The following is a 21987-nucleotide window of genomic DNA, read 5'->3' on the forward strand; positions in this document are numbered from 1 at the left end:
ATTTTATTGGTCTAATCCTGTATCATTTTTTCAGGACGTTACAAGGTTTAAAACTATTTACCCAACATCTTTTCCAAAATTTCTACTGCAGATTTTGGAAGATTCGTTCCTGGACCGAAAATGAAATCGGCTCCGTTGGCGTACAAATAATCGTAATCTTGTTGTGGAATAACACCACCTACCACGATGGTAATATCTTCTGCACCCAATTTTTTCAATTCTTCAACCACTTGTGGAACCAAAGTATTATGACCTGCAGCCAATGACGAAACACCCAAAATGTGGATGTCATTTTCTACGGCTTGTTTTGCTACTTCTTCTGGAGTTTGGAATAAAGGCGCCACATCTACATCAAATCCCATGTCTGCAAAGGCTGTTGCTACCACTTTTGCACCACGATCGTGACCGTCTTGTCCCATTTTTGCCACCATAATTCTTGGACGACGTCCTTCTTCTTCCTCAAATTTTTGCGCCAACTGAACGGCTTTTTCGAAATATTCATTTTTATTGGCATTCATAGCATAAACTCCTGAAATGGTTTTAATATTAGCCCTGTAACGTCCGAAACTTTCTTCCATCGCATCGCTCATCTCGCCTAAAGTTACTCTTCTACGAGCAGCTTCAATACACAAAGCAAGAAGATTTCCTTGTCCAGTTTTTGCCGATTCGCGGATTTGATTCAGAATTTCGTTTACAGAATCTGGATTTCTGTCGGATTTTATTTTGTCTAATCTTTCGATTTGTTTTCTACGAACTTCAGTATTATCGATGGCTAGAATTTCAATTTCTGGTTGTTTTAATTCAGATTGGAATGAATTTACACCGATAATAAATTCCTCACCACTGTCGATTTTTGCTTGTTTGATGGCTGCAGCTTCCTCAATTCTCATTTTTGGAATTCCAGCTTCGATGGCTTTTGTCATTCCGCCTTCTTTTTCCACCTCATCGATGAACTTCATGGCTTCATCAATCATTTGCTGGGTTAAAGATTCCACCAAATGACTTCCTCCCATTGGATCTACAACATCGCAGATATGACTTTCCTGTTGCAAAATAATTTGGGTATTTCTAGCAATTTTCGCTGAATAATCTGTTGGTAAAGCAATGGCTTCATCCAAAGCATTGGTGTGTAAAGATTGTGTTCCACCTAAAGCTGAAGAAAGCGCTTCAATAGCCGTTCTGGTGATATTATTGAAAGGTTCTTGTTCGGTTAAAGACCAACCCGAAGTTTGGGAATGCGTTCTCAAAGCCAAAGATTTAGGGTTTTGAGGATTGAATTGTTGCAATAAATTCGCCCAAATATAACGTGCAGCACGCATTTTTGCGATTTCCATGAAGTGATTCATCCCAATTGCCCAGAAAAAAGACAAACGTGGAGCAAAATCATCAATGTTCATTCCAGCTTTAATCCCTGTTCTCACATATTCCAAACCATCAGCAAGTGTGTAAGCCATTTCTAAAACGGGCGTAGCTCCCGCTTCCTGCATGTGATAACCCGAAATAGAAATCGAGTTGAATTTCGGAATATTTTTAGAAGTATATTCGAAAATATCAGCGATAATTTTCATGGAAGGTGCAGGTGGATAAATGTAAGTATTACGTACCATAAATTCCTTCAAAATATCGTTCTGAATAGTTCCTGAAAGTTTGTCTTGAGAAACACCTTGTTCTTCTGCAGCTACGATGTAGAAAGACAAAATTGGTAAAACCGCACCATTCATCGTCATGGAAACCGAAATTTCATCCAAAGGAATTTGATTGAACAAAATCTTCATATCCTCAACAGAATCGATGGCTACACCTGCTTTTCCAACATCTCCAACAACACGAGCGTGATCGGAATCATAACCTCTGTGGGTTGCCAAATCAAAAGCTACTGAAAGTCCTTTTTGTCCAGCTGCAAGATTTCTTCTATAAAAAGCATTGGATTCCTCAGCGGTAGAAAATCCTGCGTACTGACGAATCGTCCAAGGTTTTTGAACATACATGGTAGAATAAGGACCACGCAAATATGGTGCGATTCCTGCGGAATAAGATTTCTCTGTAAAAGAAACAGCATCGGATTGTTTGTACGAAGATTTTAGGTGAAGTCCATCTTTTTCGAAATGATAAACTTCTGGCTCTGTAAATTGGATATTAAAATCAGGCTTTTCCGCCTTTATGACTTGTCGCATATTGGGATATTTATCCCCGTAAATTTACGACTTTTGAAGGAATTATTCTAAATCAGACGCTTAAAATAGAAATTATCCCCAAAAATTAGTTATCATCATCCTTTTTATAAAATTGATTAAGAAGTTCTGTCGCTTTTTCAAGATGTTGTTTCGCAACCTTTAACTGAACGCCTCCCGATGTCAAATTAAAAACATTATATGTATTCGCAAGCACATTCCCGAATACAAAGCATTCGATATCATTAGTTTCTAAGAAAGCTTTTATCATTTGTGCTTCTGGCTCTGTATTGAAAACTTTAAGTGTAATGAGTTCCATATTTTTCTATTTGCAATCGTTAATATAATAAATTCACAAGTTAAGAAGAAATTACGCGCCAAAGACGATTAGCGTTTCAAAGCAAATAACATTATTAAGAAATAATTCAAAATTTTTATTAATTCAAAATCAAATAGATAAAGAAATTTTGATCAAAAAAATGATTTTTTTCTATATTTGGAGGTTAACTGGCTTGATTTGATAAAAATTAATCTTTATATTTGCACCACTTTAAACAAAGGACATTCCTCCTTAGCTCAGTTGGTTAGAGCATCTGACTGTTAATCAGAGGGTCGCTGGTTCGAGCCCAGCAGGAGGAGCTTTTAAAAGTAAAACACCTACATTCATCTGTAGGTGTTTTTTTATTAAAAAGAATCGAACAAATAAAAAATCATATTTTATCTATTCGATTGATATGTAAAAGTTTATCTCGGCAATCGGCTTGCTCTTTTCAAAAGTTCGTTGTTAATATCGTTGATGAGTTGCGGCCCTTCGTAAATAAATCCTGTATAAAGCTGCACCAAAGAAGCTCCAGCATCCAGTTTCTCCATCGCATCTTTCGCTGAATGAATTCCGCCTACGCCAATAATCGGGAAAGCGCGGTTGCTTTTGTCGGCCAAATATTTAATCATTTTTGTAGAACGTTCTCGAATGGGTTTTCCGGAAAGTCCACCGTTGCCGATTTGATCCAAAACTTCTTTTGTGGTTTTTAAACCTTCTCGGTTAACAGACGTATTCGAAACAATGACTCCTTCTATTTTAGTTTCAGCGACCAAATTGATAATTTCATCCAACTGACCGTCGTTCAAATCGGGTGCAATTTTCAAAAGAATAGGTTTAGGATTCGCTTTTGTCACATTAATTTTCTTCACTTCCGTTATCAGTTCTCGCAGATAACCTACATCTTCCAATTTCGCATGGCTGCTTACATTCGGACAACTTACATTCAGCACAAAATAATCAACGTGTGGATGAAGTCCTTCGAAACAATCCAAATAATCTTGGGTATAATTTTCGGGTTTTGTATCGGTATTTTTACCAATATTTCCGCCAATGATAATTTTTCCTTTATTGGATTTCAATTTTTCAATCGCAGCTTCTAATCCATCGTTATTAAAGCCCATTCTGTTGATAATTCCGCCATCTTCAATCAGTCGAAACAATCTTTTTTTAGGATTTCCCGCTTGCGCTCGGGGTGTAACTGTCCCAATTTCCACAAAACCGAAACCTAAATCCGCCAATTCATTAAAAAGCACCGCATTTTTATCAAATCCTGCTGCTAAACCCACTGGATTTTTAAATTTCAGACCAAAAACTTCCCGTTCCAAACGTTTGTCTACAACAGGTTTTGGGAGAAACATCTTGGTTAAAAAACCAAAGTTCTTAAGCATTGAAAATGTAAAGTGATGAACTTCTTCGGGATCGAATTTGAAGAGAATAGGTCGAATGATACTTTTGTACATTGGATAAAAGTTTTACAAAAATACTCATTTTAAAACAAAGCTTCTATTGATCTACGGTAATTTCTGAAAATTTATAAATAATCTTTTAAATCGAAGCTTAAAATTTCTCCAATTTGCAAGAACTCAGGATTCACGTTTAAACTCGCATTAATGGATATATTTTGTTGCGTATAAGGATGTTTAAAATTCAATTGATGCGAATGTAAAGGCATTGCGGTAATTTCAAAAGTATTCCTCCACAATTTGTTCTGCTTGTTGCAACCGTGTTTTCTGCAACCCAAAATAGGATGCAAAATATGCTTGAAATGCTTTCTTAACTGATGAAATCTACCAGTTTCGGGAATTGCTTCCACCAAAGAATAACGCGAAGTTGGATGTTTGAGAAAAGCCAAATCAATTTCAGAAGTTTGAAGTCGGCGATAGTAAGTTATTGCATTTTGAACGATTTGGTTTTCGTTGGTTAAATCATAATCGATGGTTTCTTCCTCTTTGGTCCAACCACGAAGAATGGCGATGTATTTTTTCTCCACCTCGCGGTTCATGAACTGATCGCTCATTAATTTAAGCGTTTCCTTATCGAAAGTAAACAACAAAACACCCGATGTTTTTCTGTCCAAACGATGAACAAGATGCACTTTTCTATCCATTTGCTGTGTTAATTTTTCCACGGCATATTCATCGGCTTCGCCAGCGTAATAGGATTTGTGCACCAAAAGTCCACTTGGTTTGTTGATGGCGATTAGGTTCTCGTCATGATAAAGGATTTCTAACATTCCGCAAAAATACTGTTCTTTTGTCTTGGTACGAGAATCAAAAGATCAAGACTTGGAATATGAGCCTAAAATTCAATATAAATTCCTAAAAATTTTAAAACTTGCTGCGCTCAAACATTAGAATTTTCTTAACGTAATTTCTATTTCATTTTTTAACGGTTGCAATTCTGAGGTCGATAAATATAACAGGACACTTTTTCTTTTCTGACATAATCTTTAGCCCCAATTGACTTAAAGCTTATCTATTGTTTTTTAGAATCGTCGAAACTCATAGCCCTGATTGAAGCGGCATCCTTTTGCGGAGCGAAGCGGAGCAAAAGATATAGCGGAAAGCAGGTTCCCGGCTCCAAATAAATTAGAAGTATCTAACTAAAATTCTCTATTTTTGCAGTAAATAGATATTTACGACATGGCAAAGCAGGAAGATGTTTTCAAGAAAGTGGTTTCCCACGCTAAAGAATACGGTTTTATTTTCCCTTCTAGTGAGGTGTACGACGGACTTTCCGCAATTTACGATTATGGACAAAACGGTGCAGAACTAAAAAATAACATCAAACAATATTGGTGGAAAGCGATGGTTCAGCTGAACGAAAACATCGTAGGAATAGATTCTGCCATCTTCATGCATCCAAGCATTTGGAAAGCTTCTGGACACGTTGACGCCTTCAACGATCCGTTGATTGATAATAAAGATTCTAAAAAACGTTTCCGTGCCGATGTTTTGGTAGAAGATTGGGCCGCAAAACTGGAAGAAAAAGCGCAAAAAGAAATTGAAAAAGCAGCGAAAAGATTTGGTGATGCTTTTGATAAAGCACAGTTTGAAGAAACAAATCCTCGCGTTTTAGAATACAGAGCTAAAGCCGATACTGCTGTAAAAAGATTAGCAAGATCTTTGGAAACCAACGACTTAGCAGATGTAAAAGCTTTAATTGAGGAATTGGAAATTGCTGATCCAGACACTGGTTCTAGAAACTGGACAGAAGTAAGACAATTCAACTTGATGTTTGGGACTAAACTAGGCGCTTCTGCTGATTCTGCAATGGATCTTTATTTAAGACCAGAAACGGCACAAGGAATTTTCGTAAACTATTTGAACGTACAGAAAACATCCAGACATAAATTGCCTTTCGGGATTGCACAGATTGGTAAAGCCTTCAGAAACGAGATTGTTGCAAGACAATTCATCTTCAGAATGCGTGAATTTGAGCAAATGGAAATGCAATTCTTCGTTCCACCAGGAACAGAATTAGAATTCTATGAACAATGGAAAACAAAGCGTCTAAACTGGCATTTGGCTTTAGGTTTGGGCGCAGAAAACTATAAATTCCACGACCACGAAAAGTTAGCGCATTACGCCAATGCTGCTGCAGATATTGAGTTTAAATTCCCATTCGGATTTAAAGAATTGGAAGGAATCCACTCCAGAACAGATTTTGACCTTTCGGCTCACGAAAAACATTCGGGTAAAAAACTACAATATTTCGATCCAGAAAGAAACGAAAGCTACGTTCCTTACGTTGTAGAAACTTCTGTTGGTTTGGACAGATTATTCTTGGCAATTTTCTCGCATTGTTTAAAAGACGAAGTGTTAGAAGACGGTTCAGAAAGAACAGTTTTATCGCTTCCTCCAGCCATTGCACCAATAAAAGCCGCTATTCTTCCACTAATGAAGAAAGACGGTCTTGGTGAATATGCAGAAAAAATCTTCAATGATTTGAAATACGATTTCAATTTGATTTACGAAGAAAAAGACTCTATTGGTAAGCGTTACAGAAGAAATGACGCATTGGGAACACCATTCTGTATTACGGTTGACCACGACTCCTTAGTAGATAACACGGTAACGTTAAGAGACAGAGACACCATGGAACAAGTAAGAGTTCCGGTAACTGATTTAAGACGAATCATCGATGAGAAAGTGAATTTCAGAACCCTTTTGAGTAAGATATAAATTCAAGATTTTTAGACTTCCAAATTGGAAGTCTTTTTTTGTATTAAAACGATATATTTGTTAAAAAAATAACATGAAAAAAATAATTAGCGCTTTTCTTATTACAAGTTTATTCATCTCTTGTTCAAGCAGTAACGATGATAATCTAAACAATGAAGTTATATTAAACACTTTACCAACGAAAGTCGTTTTTAACAATAATAATTCTGAAACATTTACATATAAAAACACTTCTGAACTTAGCGAAATTAGCAATTCTACAGGAACAAAAATTTTCACCTACGACGCGGGAAATATCGTAAAAGTGAGCATCTTCCAAAACAACAAAGTTGTAGAAACGCTAGATTACAAATACGCCAATAATATAGTTTCTACAGAAACCATCACTTACGAAAATGGGGACAAAATCATTTATTTGTATGAATGGATCACGGAAAACCATCTAAAATATACCAAAGTTGATGTACAAAATCCAGAATCAGAAACGGGAGAATGTTTTTATACCAATGGGAATTTGACGAAAACTGTTAACATCTTAAAAAACAATGATGTCACCTCAACCTATGAAAATATTTATGAATATGATACCAAACAAAATCCTTTTGTCAACATCAAATCTTTTAATAAAATCAATTTATTAGATTCAAATTACGGGAAAAATAATATTATAAAAACAACAATGACAACGACGCATACTAGCAACGGAGGAACTACAACTAACTCTATTACAACCAACTCTAGCTATGTCTATAACTCGAAAAATTTTCCAGATAAGCAGACAACCAAAGGTCTTAACAGCAATGGCGAATCGACAACAAATATTAAGGATTATTTTTATAAAAATTAAAAATGTCGAACATTATACATTTCCAAGCCGAAATTCAGCAACACGAAAACATGAATGCAGCTTTTGTTAAATTTCCTTTTGATACCGAAGATTTGTTTGGTACCAAAGGGCAAATCAAGATAAAAGTCCTTTTTGATGATTCTGTAGAATATCTTGGAAGTCTAGCCAACATGGGAAAAGGCCATTGTCTTATTCTGACACAAGCTACAAGAAAACAACTCGGAAAATCCTTTGGAAACCTAGTTGATGTCAAACTTTGGAAAGACACAGAAGAACGAATAGTCATTGTTCCGGATGACGTTAAAATCTTGTTTGATGAACATCCCAAGGCTAAAGAATTGTATACTGCAATGGCCTACACACACCGAAAAGAGTATATGCGTTGGATAGAAGATGCAAAAAAAGAAGAAACCAGAGAGCGCCGAAAAGTCAAAATGATAGAAATGATTTTGGACGGAAAAAAAGGGATTTGATGTGTCAAGTCCCTTTATAATTTACTTAACTTTTACCAAAGGAATTTCTATATCTCCTTGTTTTATAATTAAAGAGTCTGGCGTAGTATAGGCTGATACACCATTTCTTTCGTAATGCTCACCGTCCGCGGTTTTAGCTTTAAAATCCAATTGGTATTTCTGGTTATTAGCCGATTGGATGAAGATGGTTTTCCCTTTTTTGTCATTCGAGAAAGTCGCAGTGGCACGCGTCCCGTCTAATCCTTTGTACGGTATAGAAGTTTCTGTAGCTTGTTCTCCATTGATGTTGCTTTGTGTTGACGATGTGGTTATGCTATCCACTTTTCCGTTGTCATCAGTCATTATTGTTTCGGTGGACGTACTTATTACAGATTTGTTTCCGCTTTCTTTCTTGTCACAAGAAAAACTTATGAAGCCAACCAGAAGACTGGCAATTACAAATTTTGTTTTCATATAGATTCTTTATTTACTATAAATTTAAGTTTAAAAACATTATAAAGCTAAAAAATAGGATGCAAAAAACTATCCAAAATAAAATTCCCCGAAGAATAATCGAGGAATTTCAGAATAATTTATTTTTTTAAAGATTTGATACCCATTTCAAAAAGTGCAAACGACATCAAATCAGCATTTTCACCAATTACTTGATCTGTAGAACGTCCTGCGCCATGTCCTGCATTTTTTTCTATTCTTAATAAAATAGGATTTTTACAAGATTGTTTTTCCTGCAATTCTGCCCCGAATTTGAAAGAATGTGCTGGCACAACGCGGTCATCATGATCACTTGTGATAATCATTGTTGATGGATAGCACACACCTTTTTTAACATTATGTACAGGCGAATAAGATTTTAAATACTCAAACATTTCTTTAGAATCTTCCGCAGTTCCGTAGTCATAAGACCATCCTGCTCCTGCTGTAAATTTGTTATAACGCAACATATCCAACACACCAACGCCTGGGAAAGCCACTTTCGCCAAGTCGGGACGCATTGTCATCGTCGCACCAACAAGCAGTCCACCGTTAGAACGGCCAGAAAGTGCCATATAATTCTTCGAAGTGTAGCCTTTGGATTGTAGATATTCTCCCGCAGCTATAAAGTCGTCAAATACGTTTTTCTTTTGTTGCTTGGTTCCTGCATCATGCCATTTTTTTCCGTATTCTCCACCGCCTCGGATATTGGGTACAGCGTAGATACCACCATTTTCCATCCAGATCGCATTAACTACAGAAAAATAAGGTTGCAAACTAACATTGAATCCGCCATAAGAATAAAGAATACTTGGATTTTTACCATCCATTTTCAATCCTTTTTTATAATTGATAATCATTGGGATTTTGGTTCCATCTTTTGAAGTGAAAAACACTTGCTCTGAAACAAAATTTTCTGACTGAAAATCAACGATTGGTCTTTGCGTTTGACGCATTGTTCCCGCTGCGATATTGTAACGATAAACGCTGGAAGGCGTAATATAATTTGTAAACGTGAAATAGACATCCAGATCAGTCCTTTTACCTCCAAAACCTGTAACATTTCCTTTGCCTGGAAGTTCTATATTTCTGATGAGTTTTCCTGTTTTATCATATTGTTTCACTTGGTCAACTGCATCGATCATGTAGGTGGCAAAGAAGAAACCACCACCTGTAGTAACTCCCAAAACATTTTCTGTTTCCGGGATAACGTCCGTCCATTTTTCTGGAGCAGGATTCGTCATACTGGCTTTTACCAATCGGCCATTCGGTGCGTTCTTATCGGTGTGTATAAACAGATCTTCTCCGTTATTATCCACAACATTGGCGTTGATATCAAAACCTTTTACAATCTGAACAAAATCGCCGCCTTTCTGTAAATCTTTAATATAAAGTTCGTTACCATTAGTAGCATTTGCAGCTGAAATAACGAGGTATTTTTCATCTTCGGTTAAATAAGCGCTAAGGTATCTTCTCGGCGTTTTTTCGCCTCCAAAAATTAATTGATCCTCAGATTGTTTGGTTCCTAATTTGTGAAAATATACTTTGTGTTTATCTGTCATCCCAGAAAGCACAGTTCCTTCTTTTGGCTTGTCATAACTAGAGTAGTAGAAGCCTTCATCACCTTGCCACGCAATTCCACTGAATTTAACATCTACCAGCGTTTCATCGATTTGTTGTTTTGTAATGGCATCGATGATGATAATTTTGTTCCAATCGCTGCCACCTTCCGAAATAGAATATGCTGCTAAATTTCCTTTTTTATTAAACGAAATATTGGATAAAGACGTTGTTCCTTTTTCTGAAAATTTGTTGGGATCCAAAAAAACTTCAGCTTTTCTTAATCTCTTGCTGTTACGATACAAAACTGATTGTGCTTGCAAACCATCATTTTTATAGAAATACGTATATTCTCCTTCTTTGAAAGGCGCTGAGATTTTTTCGTAATTCCAAATGTGTTTTAGTTGTTCTTTAATCTCATCTCGGTAAGGAATTTTGGAAAGATAATTTTGCGAATAGGCCACTTCGTCGTCAACCCATTTTTGTGTCGCTTTAGAATCATTTTCAAGATCGCGGTAAGGATCGGCTACCTGAGTTCCAAAATAGCTATCCACTTGGTTTCCCTTTTCTGCTTTGGGATAAGAATTTGATTTCATTTTTTGAGCGTAACTATTAGTGAAAAACAATAGGCTAACACTAAGAATTGTAAATCCTAACTTCATAAAAAATATATTTATCTCAAAAATACAGAAAGTTTCAAAATAAAAAAATCTTTCAGTTAACCGAAAGATTTAGTTTATGAGAAATTATGTTTAATTATTTAGCTTGATTTATAAAATATTCAGCTTCTGCTCGTCCCCAATTAGGATCAAGATTTGTTTTTGGTTTATAAGTCCCGAATTGCGACAATGCTTTTTTGAAGAGTTCTATTCCTTTTGTTTTGCTTCCTCCAAATTGCTCTGGTGTGAAGTAAGTGTCTTCGGCTTCTAGTAATGTTATTCTAGGATTTTCAGCGTCCAAAGATTTTGCTTTGGCTAAATGTTGTTGTGCTTCTTGCCCGAAAGTCATAAAACGAGACATCGGATCCACCATCATTTTAAGACTTGCCGACATCTTTTTTAGGATATAGATTTCCGCATTGTTAGGACTTAATTCTTCGGCTTTTGTAATATATTTATCCGCTTGGCTTGCAATAACATCAAGTTCTGACAAGTTGTTTTCGCGCATTAGTAATCTTCCTTTCTGGATTGTAGAAAAAGCTGCGAAATAGTAGGGTTGCCATTGTTTGACCTCTTTTGTACCAATCCTGTCAAAATCATTCGCAAGTGCTGTGAAATCATCTGTTGTCATGTGTGTTTCTATTTTTGAAATTTTTTCAGCCATTATTTTGTCATAAGCCGATTGTGCAAATGCTGTAAAACTTACAAATAGAAGAATTGCTGTTAAGATTAAATTTTTCATATCCTTATTTTTTTATGGTTTGAATTAATGAATTAAAAATGTAAGAAGTACTCAAAATCCAATTTGTATTTTCCCAATAGGATAGTGTATGAAAAGAGAAATTAGATTTTAATCTCATATCAGTATTGCCAACATTAGATTCCAAACTCGGACTAATGTCGTCCATATCCCTTGTTTGGAGATTGGTATAATATTTTATAAAACCAACATGCTTTGTGAGTAAATTCTGCTTCAAAAGTAATTGCTATAAATTCTACAGTAAACTATTTTAACCTGAGAGGTAAAAAAACATTCCTGAATGGTAATTTTTTTAAATTAAGGAAAATACAATCAAATGGCTTAATTTTTGTAAATTCATAATATCTTTTCTATTTTAATAACACAAAAAATAATATTATGAAACAAATGCTTTTACTTGTTTTTTTAGGAGTTGGACTTGCTATAACATCATGTTCCTCACAAAAAAAACATTACACAATTCACTCAAAAAGTGGAACTTTTACGCAAGGATATATAGATTTTTCACAATCTGGAAAAGAGGTTACAATGACTGTAAATGCATACAAATTGAAGCCTGGAGAACATGCCATACACATTCATGAGAAAGGTGATTGCTCAGCAACCGATGGAAGTTCTGCTGGCGGACACTGGAATCCTGCAGGAAATGACCATGGTAAATGGGAATCCGAACATTTCCACATGGGTGATATTGGCAACTTAAAAGCAGATGATAACGGAACGGCGCAATTGGTATTCAAAACGGATAAATGGTGTATTGGTTGTAGCGACGATAGCAAAAATATTATTGGGAAATCCATAATTATCCATGCTGATAAAGACGACTTCCACACGCAACCGACCGGAAATGCTGGTGGTAGAGTAGGTTGTGTTGAGATAAAATAAACGAGATTTTGAGATGATAGACAAATAGATAATAGACACTAAATCTATTTGTTTATCATATTTCTATGTAAAACAATCATACTTCGTGACTTTGGAAAGCATCTGGAATATGTTGTATTTGGAGTTTATTTTCTTTTGTTTTTAAAACAGAAATAATATCAAATCTTACTTCTAAATCTTGCTTTATACTTTGAGAATATTCGTCGGCAGCCATTATCAGAAGTTTCATTTTCTTTTTGTTAACCGCATCTTCGGGATTAATGAAATGATTGTCGGCTCTGGCCTTTACCTCAACTATTATCAAAGTATTTTTGTGTTTCGCAATAATGTCAATCTCCGCTTTTAGAAAACGAAAATTGCGTTCCAGAATTTCATAATGATAGGATTCTAAAAACTTACAAGCAGCATCTTCAGCCTGTTTTCCAAAATCATTATGTTCGGCCATTTTTTTAGAATTTAAAATTAACCTCAGAAGATTTTCCAACTTTTAAGGACACTTCAGCACCGATGATTAAAGGTCGATTATCACGAATATGACCATTCGGAAATTTATATAAAACTGGGAAATTATAAGCTTTCAGACGATGTTCTATCAAATGTAAAGCAAAAGGATCAAAAGCTTCTTCATAAGCTTTGTTATCGGTTTCGTTGCCCATATTGGTCATTCCTCCCACGATAAGTCCATTTATTTTTTTAAATACGCCAGCCAATTCGAGGCTCATTAACATGCGGTCGAGCGCATAAAAATTTTCTCCAATGTCTTCGATAAACAAAATTTTATCTTTAAAATCGAAAGAATATTTAGTCCCTAAAAGTGCATAAATCAACGCCAAATTTCCGCCTATTAATTGACCTTTAGTTTTTCCTTTTTTATTGAATTTATTAGCTTCTAAAGTATAATTAAGCGATTTTCCTTTTAAGACATCAAATATCAAATCATAGCTTTCTTTGGTTACGCCAAAAGAAGAGGTTTTCAAAGTTTGTCCATGGATGCTTACAAATCCTTTTTTCATTAAAAAGCTTTGTATCACCGTATTATCAGAATAACCTATGTACCATTTCGGATTTTTTTTGAAACGATTAAGTTGAAGATGTTCTACAAGATGTTGACATCCATAACCGCCGCGGGTTGCCCAGATGGCTTTGATATCAGGATCGTTGAAAGCCCAATTAAGATCGTCGATACGTTGTTTTTCGGTACCGGCATAAGTGTATCCATCTTGGTGATTTTTAAGTGTGTTTTTCCCTAAAACAGGTTGATAGCCTTTGGAAATTATAAGATCCAATGTGGATTGCAATTGTTCTTTCTCGACCGAACCAGCTGGCGAGATTATGGCAATTTTATCTCCTTTTTTTAAACTTTTAGGAAAAATAATTGATTTCATTATTTGCTTTTGTATTTGGCTTCCGTTTTTTCGGCTTCTTCCAATTTTTTATCAAATTGATTAAATTTTTTAAAACTTTGTAAGAATATAAAGAAACTGAAAATTACTAAAATAACGCCAACACCTTTTCGGATGGCATTTGCTACTTTTTCTGTTAACCTATCATGGAACTGTTTTGCGAGAAAAATTTTAGCCAAATCTATTCCCAAATAAGTTAAAATTACAATGCTAATATACAGGATAAAACGGTCAGTATCAGGATATTGATTACGAACCGAAACAACAGTTACCAACCAAAACAGAATGACACCAACATTTAGTAAATTTAATAAAAACCCATTAGCAAAGGTTTTTAAATAGTTACGACCTATGAGTTTCTCTTCACCTCTGATGTGCATTTTGGTTCTAGAAACAACCATAATACATCCATAAATAAATATCAAAAGTGCGGAGACTCGATAAAAGGAGGGATGTTTATCAATAAGTTCTACCAAGTCTGCGCTGGCATAATAAGCCGCAACAATACAGAGTAAATCTGCTGTAATAACTCCAAAATCTAATGCCAATGCATGTCTAGGTCCTCGCGAAAAACTCGTTTCTATTAATAGAAAAAAGATAGGCCCGATAAAGACCAAACTTAGCATTAATCCTAGTAAAATTGCATATAAAATAAGTTCTAACATAGCTTATAGTATCTTGCAAAGAAAAAGAATTTTTAATAAACCTTAGATTAAATTAAGCTTTACTAAAAATTCTTTATTTTAGATCTAGTTGATAATCTTGAAATCCAACTGTTTAGCTAACAAATTAGCTTTCATGACTTTTATCTTAACTTGGTCACCCAACTGGTAAGTGTTGCCAGTTCTTCGACCCACTATAGCATAATTTTTTGCGTCAAAACTATAGGAATCGTCGATTAGATCGCGAAGTTTTATCATACCTTCGGCACCATTTTCTGGAATTTCTACCCAGAATCCAAAATCCGAAACTCCGGAAATAACACCATTGAAATATTCTCCAACATGTTTCTCCATAAATTTGACCTGCATATACTTGATAGAATCTCTTTCGGCATCAGCTGCAAGACGCTCCATCGCGCTACAATGTTTCGCTTTTTCTTCGACTTCATGGACATCAACAGACTTTCCCCCATCTAGATAATGTTGCAATAATCTGTGTGCAATAACATCTGGATAACGTCTAATAGGCGATGTAAAATGCGAATAATACTCGAAGCCTAAACCATAATGTCCAAGACTTTCTGTGGTGTATTTAGCTTTGCTCATGCTTCGCATGGCTAAGGTTTCTATCATATTTTCTTCCGCTTTACCTTTAACTTCTTGCAGAAGTTTGTTCATAGATTGGGTAGTGGTTTTTGCATTTGCTAAATTCATTTTGTACCCAAAACTACCAACAAAATCGCGTAGCGCATTTAGTTTTGTTGGATCTGGATCTTCGTGAACACGATAAATAAAGGTATTATGAGAAGCTTCATTTCTTTTATTTAAAGAAATAAATTCGGACACTTTTCTATTGGCAAGTAGCATAAATTCTTCTATCAAATGATTAGAATCTTTGCTAATTTTAAAATAAACACCTATTGGATTGCCTTCAGAATCAAGGTTAAATCTTACTTCACTTCTGTCAAAAGTAATTGCTCCGTTATCAATTCTTTCATCACGAAGAATTTTTGCTAATTCATCAAGTTTATTAATTTCTACTTGATAATCGCCTTCTTTGGTTTCGATACGCTCTTGCGCTTCTTCATAAGTGAATCGTCTATCGGAATGCGTCACGGTACGACCAAACCATTGTTTTTTAACTTTCGCATTGTCATCCATTTCGAAAACGGCAGAAAAGGTATATTTATCTTCATTCGGGCGAAGAGAACAAACACCGTTACTCAGCACTTCGGGTAACATTGGCACAACACGATCTACCAAATAGACAGAGGTAGCACGGTCGTAAGCTTCGTCATCCAACAAAGTTCCGGGGCGTACATAATGTGATACGTCGGCAATATGAACGCCAATTTGCCAATTTCCATTTTCTAATTTTTGAATCGATAATGCATCATCAAAATCTTTTGCATCTTTCGGATCAATCGTAAATGTGCAGATATCGCGCATATCCCAACGTTTTGCAACTTCTTCTGGGCGTATACTGGTGTCAATCTCATCGGCTTCTTTTTCAACTTCTGGCGGAAAATTGTAAGGCAAACCATATTCAGCCAATATCGCATGAATTTCGGTTTCGTGTTCTCCTGGTTTTCCTAAAACCTGAATAATTTCGCCTTCCGGATTTTTGCTTCCGGCATCCCATTTAATCATTTTAACGATGACTTTATCACCGTCTTTAGCTTCATTAGCTTTATTTTTTGGAATAAACATATCGGTATTCATATTCTTTTTATCAAAGACTACGAATCCAAAATCCTTATGAGGAATATCCTGGAAAGTTCCTACAAAAGTATCTTTGGCTCTTTCTAAAACATTGATAACAGAACCTTCTAATTTTTTTCCTTTAAAATGATAAGTTACAATGAGAACTTTATCACCTTGCAAAGCGTCTTTTACATTTTTTTGATGAATAAAAATATCATCTTCCAAACCATCAACTTTGACGTAAGCATTTCCGGATTGGTTAAAGTCTATAATACCTGTTAAAGTACCATCAATCTTGAGGTTGATAATATATTTCCCTTTTTCTACTTCTTTTATTTTTTCACTTGCCAATAAGCGATGTAAAGCCTGAATGACTAATTCGCGTTGTCTTGGATTTTTATAATCAATACCATTTGCAATCTGTATATAATTATAAATTTTGTTGGTATTTTCATTCATAAAACGAAGAATAATTCTTCCCAATTCGAGAAGTTTCTGATCGTTTTTAAGACTTGTATTTCTTTTTTTCATAGGTTTAAAAATTAATAAACCTTAATATTTATGGTAAATACTAAGGTTTTTCTATTAAGAGCAAGCTATTTTGCTAACTCTGTTCTGGTGTCGTCCTCCTTCGAAATCTGTTGTGAGAAATTTGTCAACAATATCGAAAGCGAGTTCCTTAGCAATAAATCTAGCTGGTAAGGCTAGCATATTGGCATTATTGTGTTGTCTTGATAGCGAGGCTAATTCTGGCATCCAACATAGCGCACAACGGATTTGCTGATGTTTGTTTGCTGTAATCTGTACGCCTTGACCGCTACCACAAATAAGAATACCGAATTCGGTTTCTCCACTTTCTACAGAAGAAGCCGCTGGGTGTACAAAATCTGGATAATCTACACTGTCAGCAGAAAATGTACCGAAATCTTTTATTTCGTATCGATCGGCAAGGTAATTTTTTATCAACTCTTTATATTCAAAACCTGCGTGATCGGCTGCGATAGCTATTTTTTTCATGATGTACTTTTTTAAGATTAGATTTGTACAAATTTAAGATTATTCTAGTTACGGATAATTGTATTTAATAAAGAATAGAAGAATTAAAGATTATAAATTAATACTTTGTTAATATCTCTAGACAAAACCTGTGGATAAAGCGGAAAAGTCTTGTGGAAAACTCGTTTCAAAATGTGCTTTATACTTTCAAGTTTTATTTGTATTGCACAATTAAGTTCAAAAAACAATCTTCATTTTAAAAAAACTTTTTGCAGGCTCATCCTTGCATTTTCCCCATAAAAGATTTCAGATTTTAATAAAATTAAGATTTATTGACAATTGTGGATAAGTGATATAATTAATTGAAAATCAATATTAATATTTGTTAACAGAATATGAATTGAGTTTAAATTAAATGTTATCAAAAAAATCAATTTTATTTTTCCACAAAACTCACAACTACAATATACAGTAACAATATTTCTTTTTTATAAAATTAAAAATATAGAATAGTAAATGTTGTAACGATGTGGAATCTTTTATGCCGAAAGTTCTTTTTTTGAATCAGAGAAATCTTAAATTTGTAATCGTTGAAACTAGTCTTTCAAATATTAAACCAAAAAGAAATAATTTAATAAATACGAATGAAAACAATTAGAGATTTCGATTTCAATGGCAAAAAAGCCTTGGTACGTGTAGATTTTAATGTTCCGCAAGATGACCATCTTAATGTAACAGACAATACAAGAATTGTAGCAGTTAAGCCAACTGTAGACAAAATATTAGCGGATGGCGGTTCTGTTATTTTGATGACACACCTAGGTCGCCCAAAAGGAGAAGTTAACGAGAAATATTCTTTGAAACATATTGTATCAGAAGTTTCTAAAGTGCTAGGTAAAGAGGTAAAGTTTGTAGATGAATCTATTGGCGAAAAAGCAGAAGCAGCTGCAAAAGCCTTGCAACCAGGAGAAATTTTGTTATTAGAAAATCTAAGATTCCATAGCGAAGAAGAAAAAGGAGACGAGGCATTTGCAGAACAATTATCAAAATTGGCAGATGCTTATGTTAATGATGCCTTTGGCACAGCACATAGAGCACATGCTTCTACGGCAGTAATAGCTAAATTTTTTCACTCAACTAAATTTTTCGGCTTGTTAATGGCGAAAGAATTAGAGGCAATTGATAAAGTTCTTAAATCTGGACAAAAACCAATAACAGCAATTCTTGGAGGATCAAAAGTTTCAACAAAAATTACAATAATAGAAAATATTTTACCAGCAATTGACAATCTTATCATTGGAGGCGGAATGGCATTTACTTTCATTAAAGCTTTAGGTGGAAATATCGGAAACTCTCTTGTAGAAGATGATAAGCTACAACTGGCTTTAGAAATTTTGGAAAAAGCAAAACAAAATAAAGTGGACGTATATCTCCCTAGTGATGTTGTGATTGCAGATGCTTTTAATAACGATGCCAATACAGAAATTGTAAATGTCCATGACATTCCGGAAGGATGGATGGGGCTGGACGCAGGACCAGAATCTCGCTCCAAAATTAACGATGTTATTTTGAATTCACGTACAATTCTTTGGAATGGACCAATTGGTGTTTTTGAAATGTCAAAATTTGCTGCTGGAACTATAGCTTTAGGTGATAGTATTGAAGAAGCTACAAAACTTGGTGCTTTCTCATTAGTTGGCGGTGGCGATAGTGTTGCTTTTGTTAAACAATTTGGTTATGCTGACAAAGTAAGTTATGTATCGACTGGAGGAGGTGCGATGTTAGAAAGTCTGGAAGGTCTTGAACTTCCTGGTGTAGCAGCAATCAATAATTAAATATTAAGTTTCAAAAATAAAAACCGACAAAATGTTGTCGGTTTTTTTATGTCTTAGATTTTACAAATGTCTTGATAAATTTTTTATTCGATTCTCAAGGACTTAGTTTAATTTTATTTTTTTATTCTAAATTTTAAAAATAATAGGTTTTCCACAAAAAAATAACAATTTGTCCGAAAATTGACTTTCATAAATGGTTTAAAAATCCATTTTCTAATTTTTTCTAATAATATATATCAAACTTGAAAATTCGCACGAAAAAGATGCCTTTATGTTAGAAATTGCTCCACGAATTGTTGCTTTGAGCCAAAAAAGCTTAGAATTTTTATATTTTTCGCTCAACATTGAAATATAAAACGAATCGAGTAGGAGCGGTTTTATTTTTAGAAGATCCCATTTTTTATTTTCAGAAATTAAATTTTCCATTCCATTTTTTGAAAAATGATAAATGTGTCTCGGTACATCATAAGCGGCCCAATATTCTTTATAATATTTAGCATCGTAAGAAGTAGGATTGGGAACAGCAATTATTAATTTACCTTTCGCTTTCAATTTTTGATAAAATAAAGAAAGCATTTCTTCTTGATTTTCCACGTGCTCGAAAACATGCCAAAGTGTTATTGCATCAAAAGATTCATCTTCTACTTCATCAAGATTTGAAATTATCTTCGTTTTTGAAGTTTTAGATTTAGCAGCATTTCTTGCATCTTGATTGGGCTCAAATCCAAAAGTTTCAAAATCATTTTCGATATATTTTAAAAATTCTCCTGCGCCGCAACCATAATCCAATATTTTTATTTTCGAATTATTATTTGCATAAGTTTTTATGATATTTTTCTTGTAAGAAAGATTAAATCCTTGCAGAAATTTATATAATTTCTCTTTAGCACTTCCAGAATCTTGATGGTGCGAAATATAGTCTTTGCTTTCATAATATTTTGAAAGATTCGCCGGAATAGGGTAGGTTTTCCAAACCCCTTTGGTTTTAGTTTCTTCTAATTCAAAAATTTCTTGGCTTAGAAAATGATCTTTTATTTTCATTTGATGATATTAATTTTAATGCTTTAAAAAAATGGAATTGTAGTTATCCACAATTCCACAATTTAATAATTAAGTCTAATTTTTAGCTTTTATAAATGTTTCACGTGAAACATTTAACAAGTTATCCACAAATTATCTTCCTAAATATACTAACAAGACGTTGATATCAGCTGGAGAAACACCACTAATTCTTCCTGCTTGTGCAATAGTTTTGGGTTTTATTTTTCCTAGTTTTTGTTTGGCTTCAGCAGATAGACTTGAAATTTTACTAAAATCAAATTCTTCAGGTATTTTGATATTTTCTAATCTGTTAAGTTTAGATACATTTTCTTTTTCCTTTTCGATATAACCTTTGTATTTAATATTAATTTCAGCCTGCTCTCTTACTTCATCATTATATTGGCTTGCGAACTCTTTTATGGCTGGGATTTCTTCTAATTTTTCTAAAGACATATTAGGTCTCGTCAGGATTTGTGCTGCTCTGTATGCTTGATCAACCGGACTAGAATTGATGCTTTCTAAAATAGGATTTATAATGCCGGGTTTTAAAGAAGTTTCTCTCAAAAAGCTCTCAAGTTCTTGACTTTTAGCGATTTTATCATTAACTTTTCTTAAACGCTCTTCTTTTGCTAAGCCAATATTATAAGATTTTTCTGTTAAACGAATATCGGCATTATCCTGACGAAGTAGAAGTCTGTATTCTGCCCTAGAAGTAAACATTCTATAAGGTTCTTCGGTTCCTTTTGTGATAAGATCGTCAATAAGAACTCCTATGTAAGCTTCATCTCTACTTAAGGTGAATTCTGGCTTATCTTGTACTTTAAGCGATGCATTAATACCAGCAATTAAACCTTGTCCTGCGGCTTCTTCGTAACCTGTTGTTCCGTTGATTTGACCTGCGAAATATAGGTTTTGGATAAGCTTTGTTTCTAAAGTGTGATAAAGTTGGGTAGGGGGGAAGTAGTCGTATTCGATTGCATAACCCGGACGGAAAACTTTTACATTTTCAAAACCAGGAATAAGTTTCATTGCTTTAATTTGTACATCTTCTGGAAGTGAAGAACTGAAGCCATTAACATAGATTTCTACGGTATTCCAGCCTTCTGGTTCAACAAAAAGTTGATGTCTTGTACGTTCTGCAAAACGATTAATTTTATCCTCGATACTTGGGCAATATCTTGGTCCTAAACTTTGTATGGTTCCGTTAAACATCGGACTTCTATCGAATCCAGAACGTAAAACATTATGAACTTCTTCGTTGGTATATACGATGTAGCAACTGCGTTGTTCTGTAAGTTTTGGCGTATCCAGATAAGAGAATTTTTTTGGATTTTCGTCACCAGCTTGTTCTTCCATTTTAGAATAGTCAAGACTTCTTCCATCAACACGTGGTGGAGTTCCTGTTTTCATTCTTCCGGCTTCAAAACCTAAAGAAACGAGTTGTTCAGTTATGCCAAAAGCTCTGGGTTCTCCCATTCTCCCACCACCTAATTGTTTTTCGCCAACATGAATTAAACCATTTAAGAAGGTTCCGTTGGTTAGTACAACGGCTTTTCCATGAATCTCTATTCCAAGAGAGGTTATAACTCCAACAGCTTTATTATCTTCGATAATTAAGCTTTTAACCATGTCTTGAAAGAAATCTAAGTTTGGTGTATTTTCTAAAGCTATACGCCATTCTTGAGCGAATAACATTCTATCATTTTGGGTTCTCGGAGACCACATTGCTGGACCTTTTGAAAGGTTAAGCATTTTGAATTGGATAGCGGATTTATCAGAAATTATACCAGAATAACCACCCATGGCGTCAATTTCCCTTACGATTTGTCCTTTTGCAATTCCTCCCATTGCAGGGTTACAACTCATTTGTCCAATGGTTTGCATATTCATGGTGCACAAAAGAGTTTTTGAACCCATATTAGCTGCGGCCGCGGCTGCTTCGCAACCTGCATGACCTGCACCTACGACGATAACGTCATATATTTCTGAAATCATTTTTTATTCAGTTTATAAA

Annotated in this window: 19 protein-coding genes and 1 tRNA gene; 6 read left to right on the forward strand and 14 right to left on the reverse strand. The window is 34.7% G+C overall.

Annotated elements, in window-relative coordinates; translation table 11 throughout:
• Window positions 1–53: 53 nt before the first annotated feature.
• Both scpA and G6R40_RS10215 read right to left on the reverse strand, forming a co-directional pair.
• Window positions 54–2174, reverse strand: coding sequence for a methylmalonyl-CoA mutase (scpA, locus tag G6R40_RS10210; RefSeq protein ID WP_165134889.1), 2121 nt, complete (start codon window positions 2172–2174; stop codon window positions 54–56).
• A gap of 85 nt (window positions 2175–2259) precedes the next feature.
• The gene (locus G6R40_RS10215) at window positions 2260–2490 is read right to left on the reverse strand and encodes a putative signal transducing protein (protein ID WP_165134892.1); all 231 of its coding nucleotides are present in this window, start codon (window positions 2488–2490) and stop codon (window positions 2260–2262) included.
• Window positions 2491–2736: 246 nt separating this feature from the next.
• On the opposite strand from G6R40_RS10215, the gene G6R40_RS10220 reads away from it, so the two are divergent.
• A tRNA-Asn gene (locus tag G6R40_RS10220) sits at window positions 2737–2810 on the forward strand.
• Between the two features lie 105 nt (window positions 2811–2915).
• Here G6R40_RS10220 and G6R40_RS10225 read toward each other — a convergent pair.
• Both G6R40_RS10225 and G6R40_RS10230 read right to left on the reverse strand, forming a co-directional pair.
• The gene (locus tag G6R40_RS10225; protein ID WP_165134895.1) at window positions 2916–3953 is read right to left on the reverse strand and encodes a quinone-dependent dihydroorotate dehydrogenase; all 1038 of its coding nucleotides are present in this window, start codon (window positions 3951–3953) and stop codon (window positions 2916–2918) included.
• A gap of 71 nt (window positions 3954–4024) precedes the next feature.
• Window positions 4025–4726, reverse strand: coding sequence for a pseudouridine synthase (locus tag G6R40_RS10230; protein ID WP_165134898.1), 702 nt, complete (start codon window positions 4724–4726; stop codon window positions 4025–4027).
• A 409-nt stretch (window positions 4727–5135) separates the two neighbouring features.
• Here G6R40_RS10230 and G6R40_RS10235 point away from each other — a divergent pair, with 409 nt between their 5' ends.
• The 3 genes from G6R40_RS10235 to G6R40_RS10245 all read left to right on the forward strand — a co-directional run bounded on the left by G6R40_RS10235 (window position 5136) and on the right by G6R40_RS10245 (window position 7997).
• Complete coding sequence (locus G6R40_RS10235; protein WP_165134901.1) at window positions 5136–6677, forward strand: glycine--tRNA ligase; 1542 nt, start codon at window positions 5136–5138, stop codon at window positions 6675–6677.
• Window positions 6678–6750: 73 nt separating this feature from the next.
• Complete coding sequence (locus G6R40_RS10240) at window positions 6751–7524, forward strand: hypothetical protein (RefSeq protein WP_165134904.1); 774 nt, start codon at window positions 6751–6753, stop codon at window positions 7522–7524.
• A 2-nt stretch (window positions 7525–7526) separates the two neighbouring features.
• Window positions 7527–7997, forward strand: a complete 471-nt coding sequence (locus tag G6R40_RS10245) for a YdeI/OmpD-associated family protein (protein ID WP_165134907.1) — start codon at window positions 7527–7529, stop codon at window positions 7995–7997.
• Window positions 7998–8018: 21 nt separating this feature from the next.
• Here G6R40_RS10245 and G6R40_RS10250 read toward each other — a convergent pair whose 3' ends face one another.
• From G6R40_RS10250 to G6R40_RS10260, 3 genes are all read right to left on the reverse strand, one after another.
• Window positions 8019–8450 carry a hypothetical protein gene (locus G6R40_RS10250; RefSeq protein ID WP_165134910.1) on the reverse strand — a complete coding sequence of 144 codons (432 nt, stop codon included), beginning with the start codon at window positions 8448–8450 and terminating at the stop codon, window positions 8019–8021.
• A gap of 119 nt (window positions 8451–8569) precedes the next feature.
• Complete coding sequence (locus tag G6R40_RS10255) at window positions 8570–10690, reverse strand: prolyl oligopeptidase family serine peptidase (protein WP_165134913.1); 2121 nt, start codon at window positions 10688–10690, stop codon at window positions 8570–8572.
• A gap of 94 nt (window positions 10691–10784) precedes the next feature.
• Entirely contained in the window at window positions 10785–11429 is a 645-nt protein-coding gene (locus G6R40_RS10260) for a hypothetical protein (protein ID WP_165134917.1), read from the reverse strand.
• Between the two features lie 396 nt (window positions 11430–11825).
• Here G6R40_RS10260 and G6R40_RS10265 point away from each other — a divergent pair, with 396 nt between their 5' ends.
• Complete coding sequence (locus G6R40_RS10265; protein WP_165134920.1) at window positions 11826–12332, forward strand: superoxide dismutase family protein; 507 nt, start codon at window positions 11826–11828, stop codon at window positions 12330–12332.
• Window positions 12333–12408: 76 nt separating this feature from the next.
• Here G6R40_RS10265 and G6R40_RS10270 read toward each other — a convergent pair whose 3' ends face one another.
• The 5 genes from G6R40_RS10270 to rpiB all read right to left on the reverse strand — a co-directional run bounded on the left by G6R40_RS10270 (window position 12409) and on the right by rpiB (window position 17118).
• A complete protein-coding gene (locus G6R40_RS10270; RefSeq protein WP_165134923.1) occupies window positions 12409–12777 on the reverse strand; it encodes a YraN family protein in 369 nt (122 codons plus the stop codon).
• A 4-nt stretch (window positions 12778–12781) separates the two neighbouring features.
• On the reverse strand, window positions 12782–13717 hold the full coding sequence (locus G6R40_RS10275; protein WP_165134926.1) for an LD-carboxypeptidase: 936 nt from the start codon (window positions 13715–13717) through the stop codon (window positions 12782–12784).
• Complete coding sequence (locus G6R40_RS10280) at window positions 13717–14400, reverse strand: LysE family translocator (RefSeq protein ID WP_165134928.1); 684 nt, start codon at window positions 14398–14400, stop codon at window positions 13717–13719. Before G6R40_RS10280 ends, G6R40_RS10275 begins: the two co-directional genes overlap by 1 nt.
• Window positions 14401–14484: 84 nt before the next feature.
• Window positions 14485–16632 (reverse strand): ribonuclease R, encoded by a 2148-nt coding sequence (gene rnr, locus G6R40_RS10285; RefSeq protein WP_165134930.1) that lies wholly within the window; start codon window positions 16630–16632, stop codon window positions 14485–14487.
• Window positions 16633–16686: 54 nt separating this feature from the next.
• The gene (gene rpiB, locus G6R40_RS10290; RefSeq protein WP_165134932.1) at window positions 16687–17118 is read right to left on the reverse strand and encodes a ribose 5-phosphate isomerase B; all 432 of its coding nucleotides are present in this window, start codon (window positions 17116–17118) and stop codon (window positions 16687–16689) included.
• 623 nt (window positions 17119–17741) lie between these two features.
• On the opposite strand from rpiB, the gene G6R40_RS10295 reads away from it, so the two are divergent.
• Entirely contained in the window at window positions 17742–18932 is a 1191-nt protein-coding gene (locus G6R40_RS10295; protein ID WP_165134934.1) for a phosphoglycerate kinase, read from the forward strand.
• A 213-nt stretch (window positions 18933–19145) separates the two neighbouring features.
• Here the strand turns inward: G6R40_RS10295 and G6R40_RS10300 are convergent, their stop codons facing one another.
• Both G6R40_RS10300 and mnmG read right to left on the reverse strand, forming a co-directional pair.
• Window positions 19146–19973, reverse strand: a complete 828-nt coding sequence (locus G6R40_RS10300; protein WP_165134936.1) for a class I SAM-dependent methyltransferase — start codon at window positions 19971–19973, stop codon at window positions 19146–19148.
• Between the two features lie 132 nt (window positions 19974–20105).
• Complete coding sequence (gene mnmG, locus G6R40_RS10305) at window positions 20106–21968, reverse strand: tRNA uridine-5-carboxymethylaminomethyl(34) synthesis enzyme MnmG (protein ID WP_165134938.1); 1863 nt, start codon at window positions 21966–21968, stop codon at window positions 20106–20108.
• Between the last annotated feature and the right edge of the window lie 19 nt (window positions 21969–21987).

It is taken from the genome of Chryseobacterium sp. POL2 (assembly GCF_011058315.1).
Classification (GTDB): domain Bacteria; phylum Bacteroidota; class Bacteroidia; order Flavobacteriales; family Weeksellaceae; genus Soonwooa.

Coding starts and splice junctions, on each gene's coding strand:
- G6R40_RS10235 (WP_165134901.1), top strand. CDS start 5,136: ATGGCAAAGCAGGAAGATGTTTTCAAGAAAGTGGTTTCCCACGCTAAA.
- G6R40_RS10225 (WP_165134895.1), bottom strand. CDS start 3,953: ATGTACAAAAGTATCATTCGACCTATTCTCTTCAAATTCGATCCCGAA.
- G6R40_RS10270 (WP_165134923.1), bottom strand. CDS start 12,777: ATGGCCGAACATAATGATTTTGGAAAACAGGCTGAAGATGCTGCTTGT.
- G6R40_RS10295 (WP_165134934.1), top strand. CDS start 17,742: ATGAAAACAATTAGAGATTTCGATTTCAATGGCAAAAAAGCCTTGGTA.
- mnmG (WP_165134938.1), bottom strand. CDS start 21,968: ATGATTTCAGAAATATATGACGTTATCGTCGTAGGTGCAGGTCATGCA.
- G6R40_RS10260 (WP_165134917.1), bottom strand. CDS start 11,429: ATGAAAAATTTAATCTTAACAGCAATTCTTCTATTTGTAAGTTTTACA.
- G6R40_RS10245 (WP_165134907.1), top strand. CDS start 7,527: ATGTCGAACATTATACATTTCCAAGCCGAAATTCAGCAACACGAAAAC.
- G6R40_RS10275 (WP_165134926.1), bottom strand. CDS start 13,717: ATGAAATCAATTATTTTTCCTAAAAGTTTAAAAAAAGGAGATAAAATT.
- G6R40_RS10215 (WP_165134892.1), bottom strand. CDS start 2,490: ATGGAACTCATTACACTTAAAGTTTTCAATACAGAGCCAGAAGCACAA.
- G6R40_RS10240 (WP_165134904.1), top strand. CDS start 6,751: ATGAAAAAAATAATTAGCGCTTTTCTTATTACAAGTTTATTCATCTCT.
- G6R40_RS10280 (WP_165134928.1), bottom strand. CDS start 14,400: ATGTTAGAACTTATTTTATATGCAATTTTACTAGGATTAATGCTAAGT.
- rpiB (WP_165134932.1), bottom strand. CDS start 17,118: ATGAAAAAAATAGCTATCGCAGCCGATCACGCAGGTTTTGAATATAAA.
- G6R40_RS10230 (WP_165134898.1), bottom strand. CDS start 4,726: ATGTTAGAAATCCTTTATCATGACGAGAACCTAATCGCCATCAACAAA.
- scpA (WP_165134889.1), bottom strand. CDS start 2,174: ATGCGACAAGTCATAAAGGCGGAAAAGCCTGATTTTAATATCCAATTT.
- G6R40_RS10265 (WP_165134920.1), top strand. CDS start 11,826: ATGAAACAAATGCTTTTACTTGTTTTTTTAGGAGTTGGACTTGCTATA.
- G6R40_RS10250 (WP_165134910.1), bottom strand. CDS start 8,450: ATGAAAACAAAATTTGTAATTGCCAGTCTTCTGGTTGGCTTCATAAGT.
- rnr (WP_165134930.1), bottom strand. CDS start 16,632: ATGAAAAAAAGAAATACAAGTCTTAAAAACGATCAGAAACTTCTCGAA.
- G6R40_RS10255 (WP_165134913.1), bottom strand. CDS start 10,690: ATGAAGTTAGGATTTACAATTCTTAGTGTTAGCCTATTGTTTTTCACT.
- G6R40_RS10300 (WP_165134936.1), bottom strand. CDS start 19,973: ATGAAAATAAAAGATCATTTTCTAAGCCAAGAAATTTTTGAATTAGAA.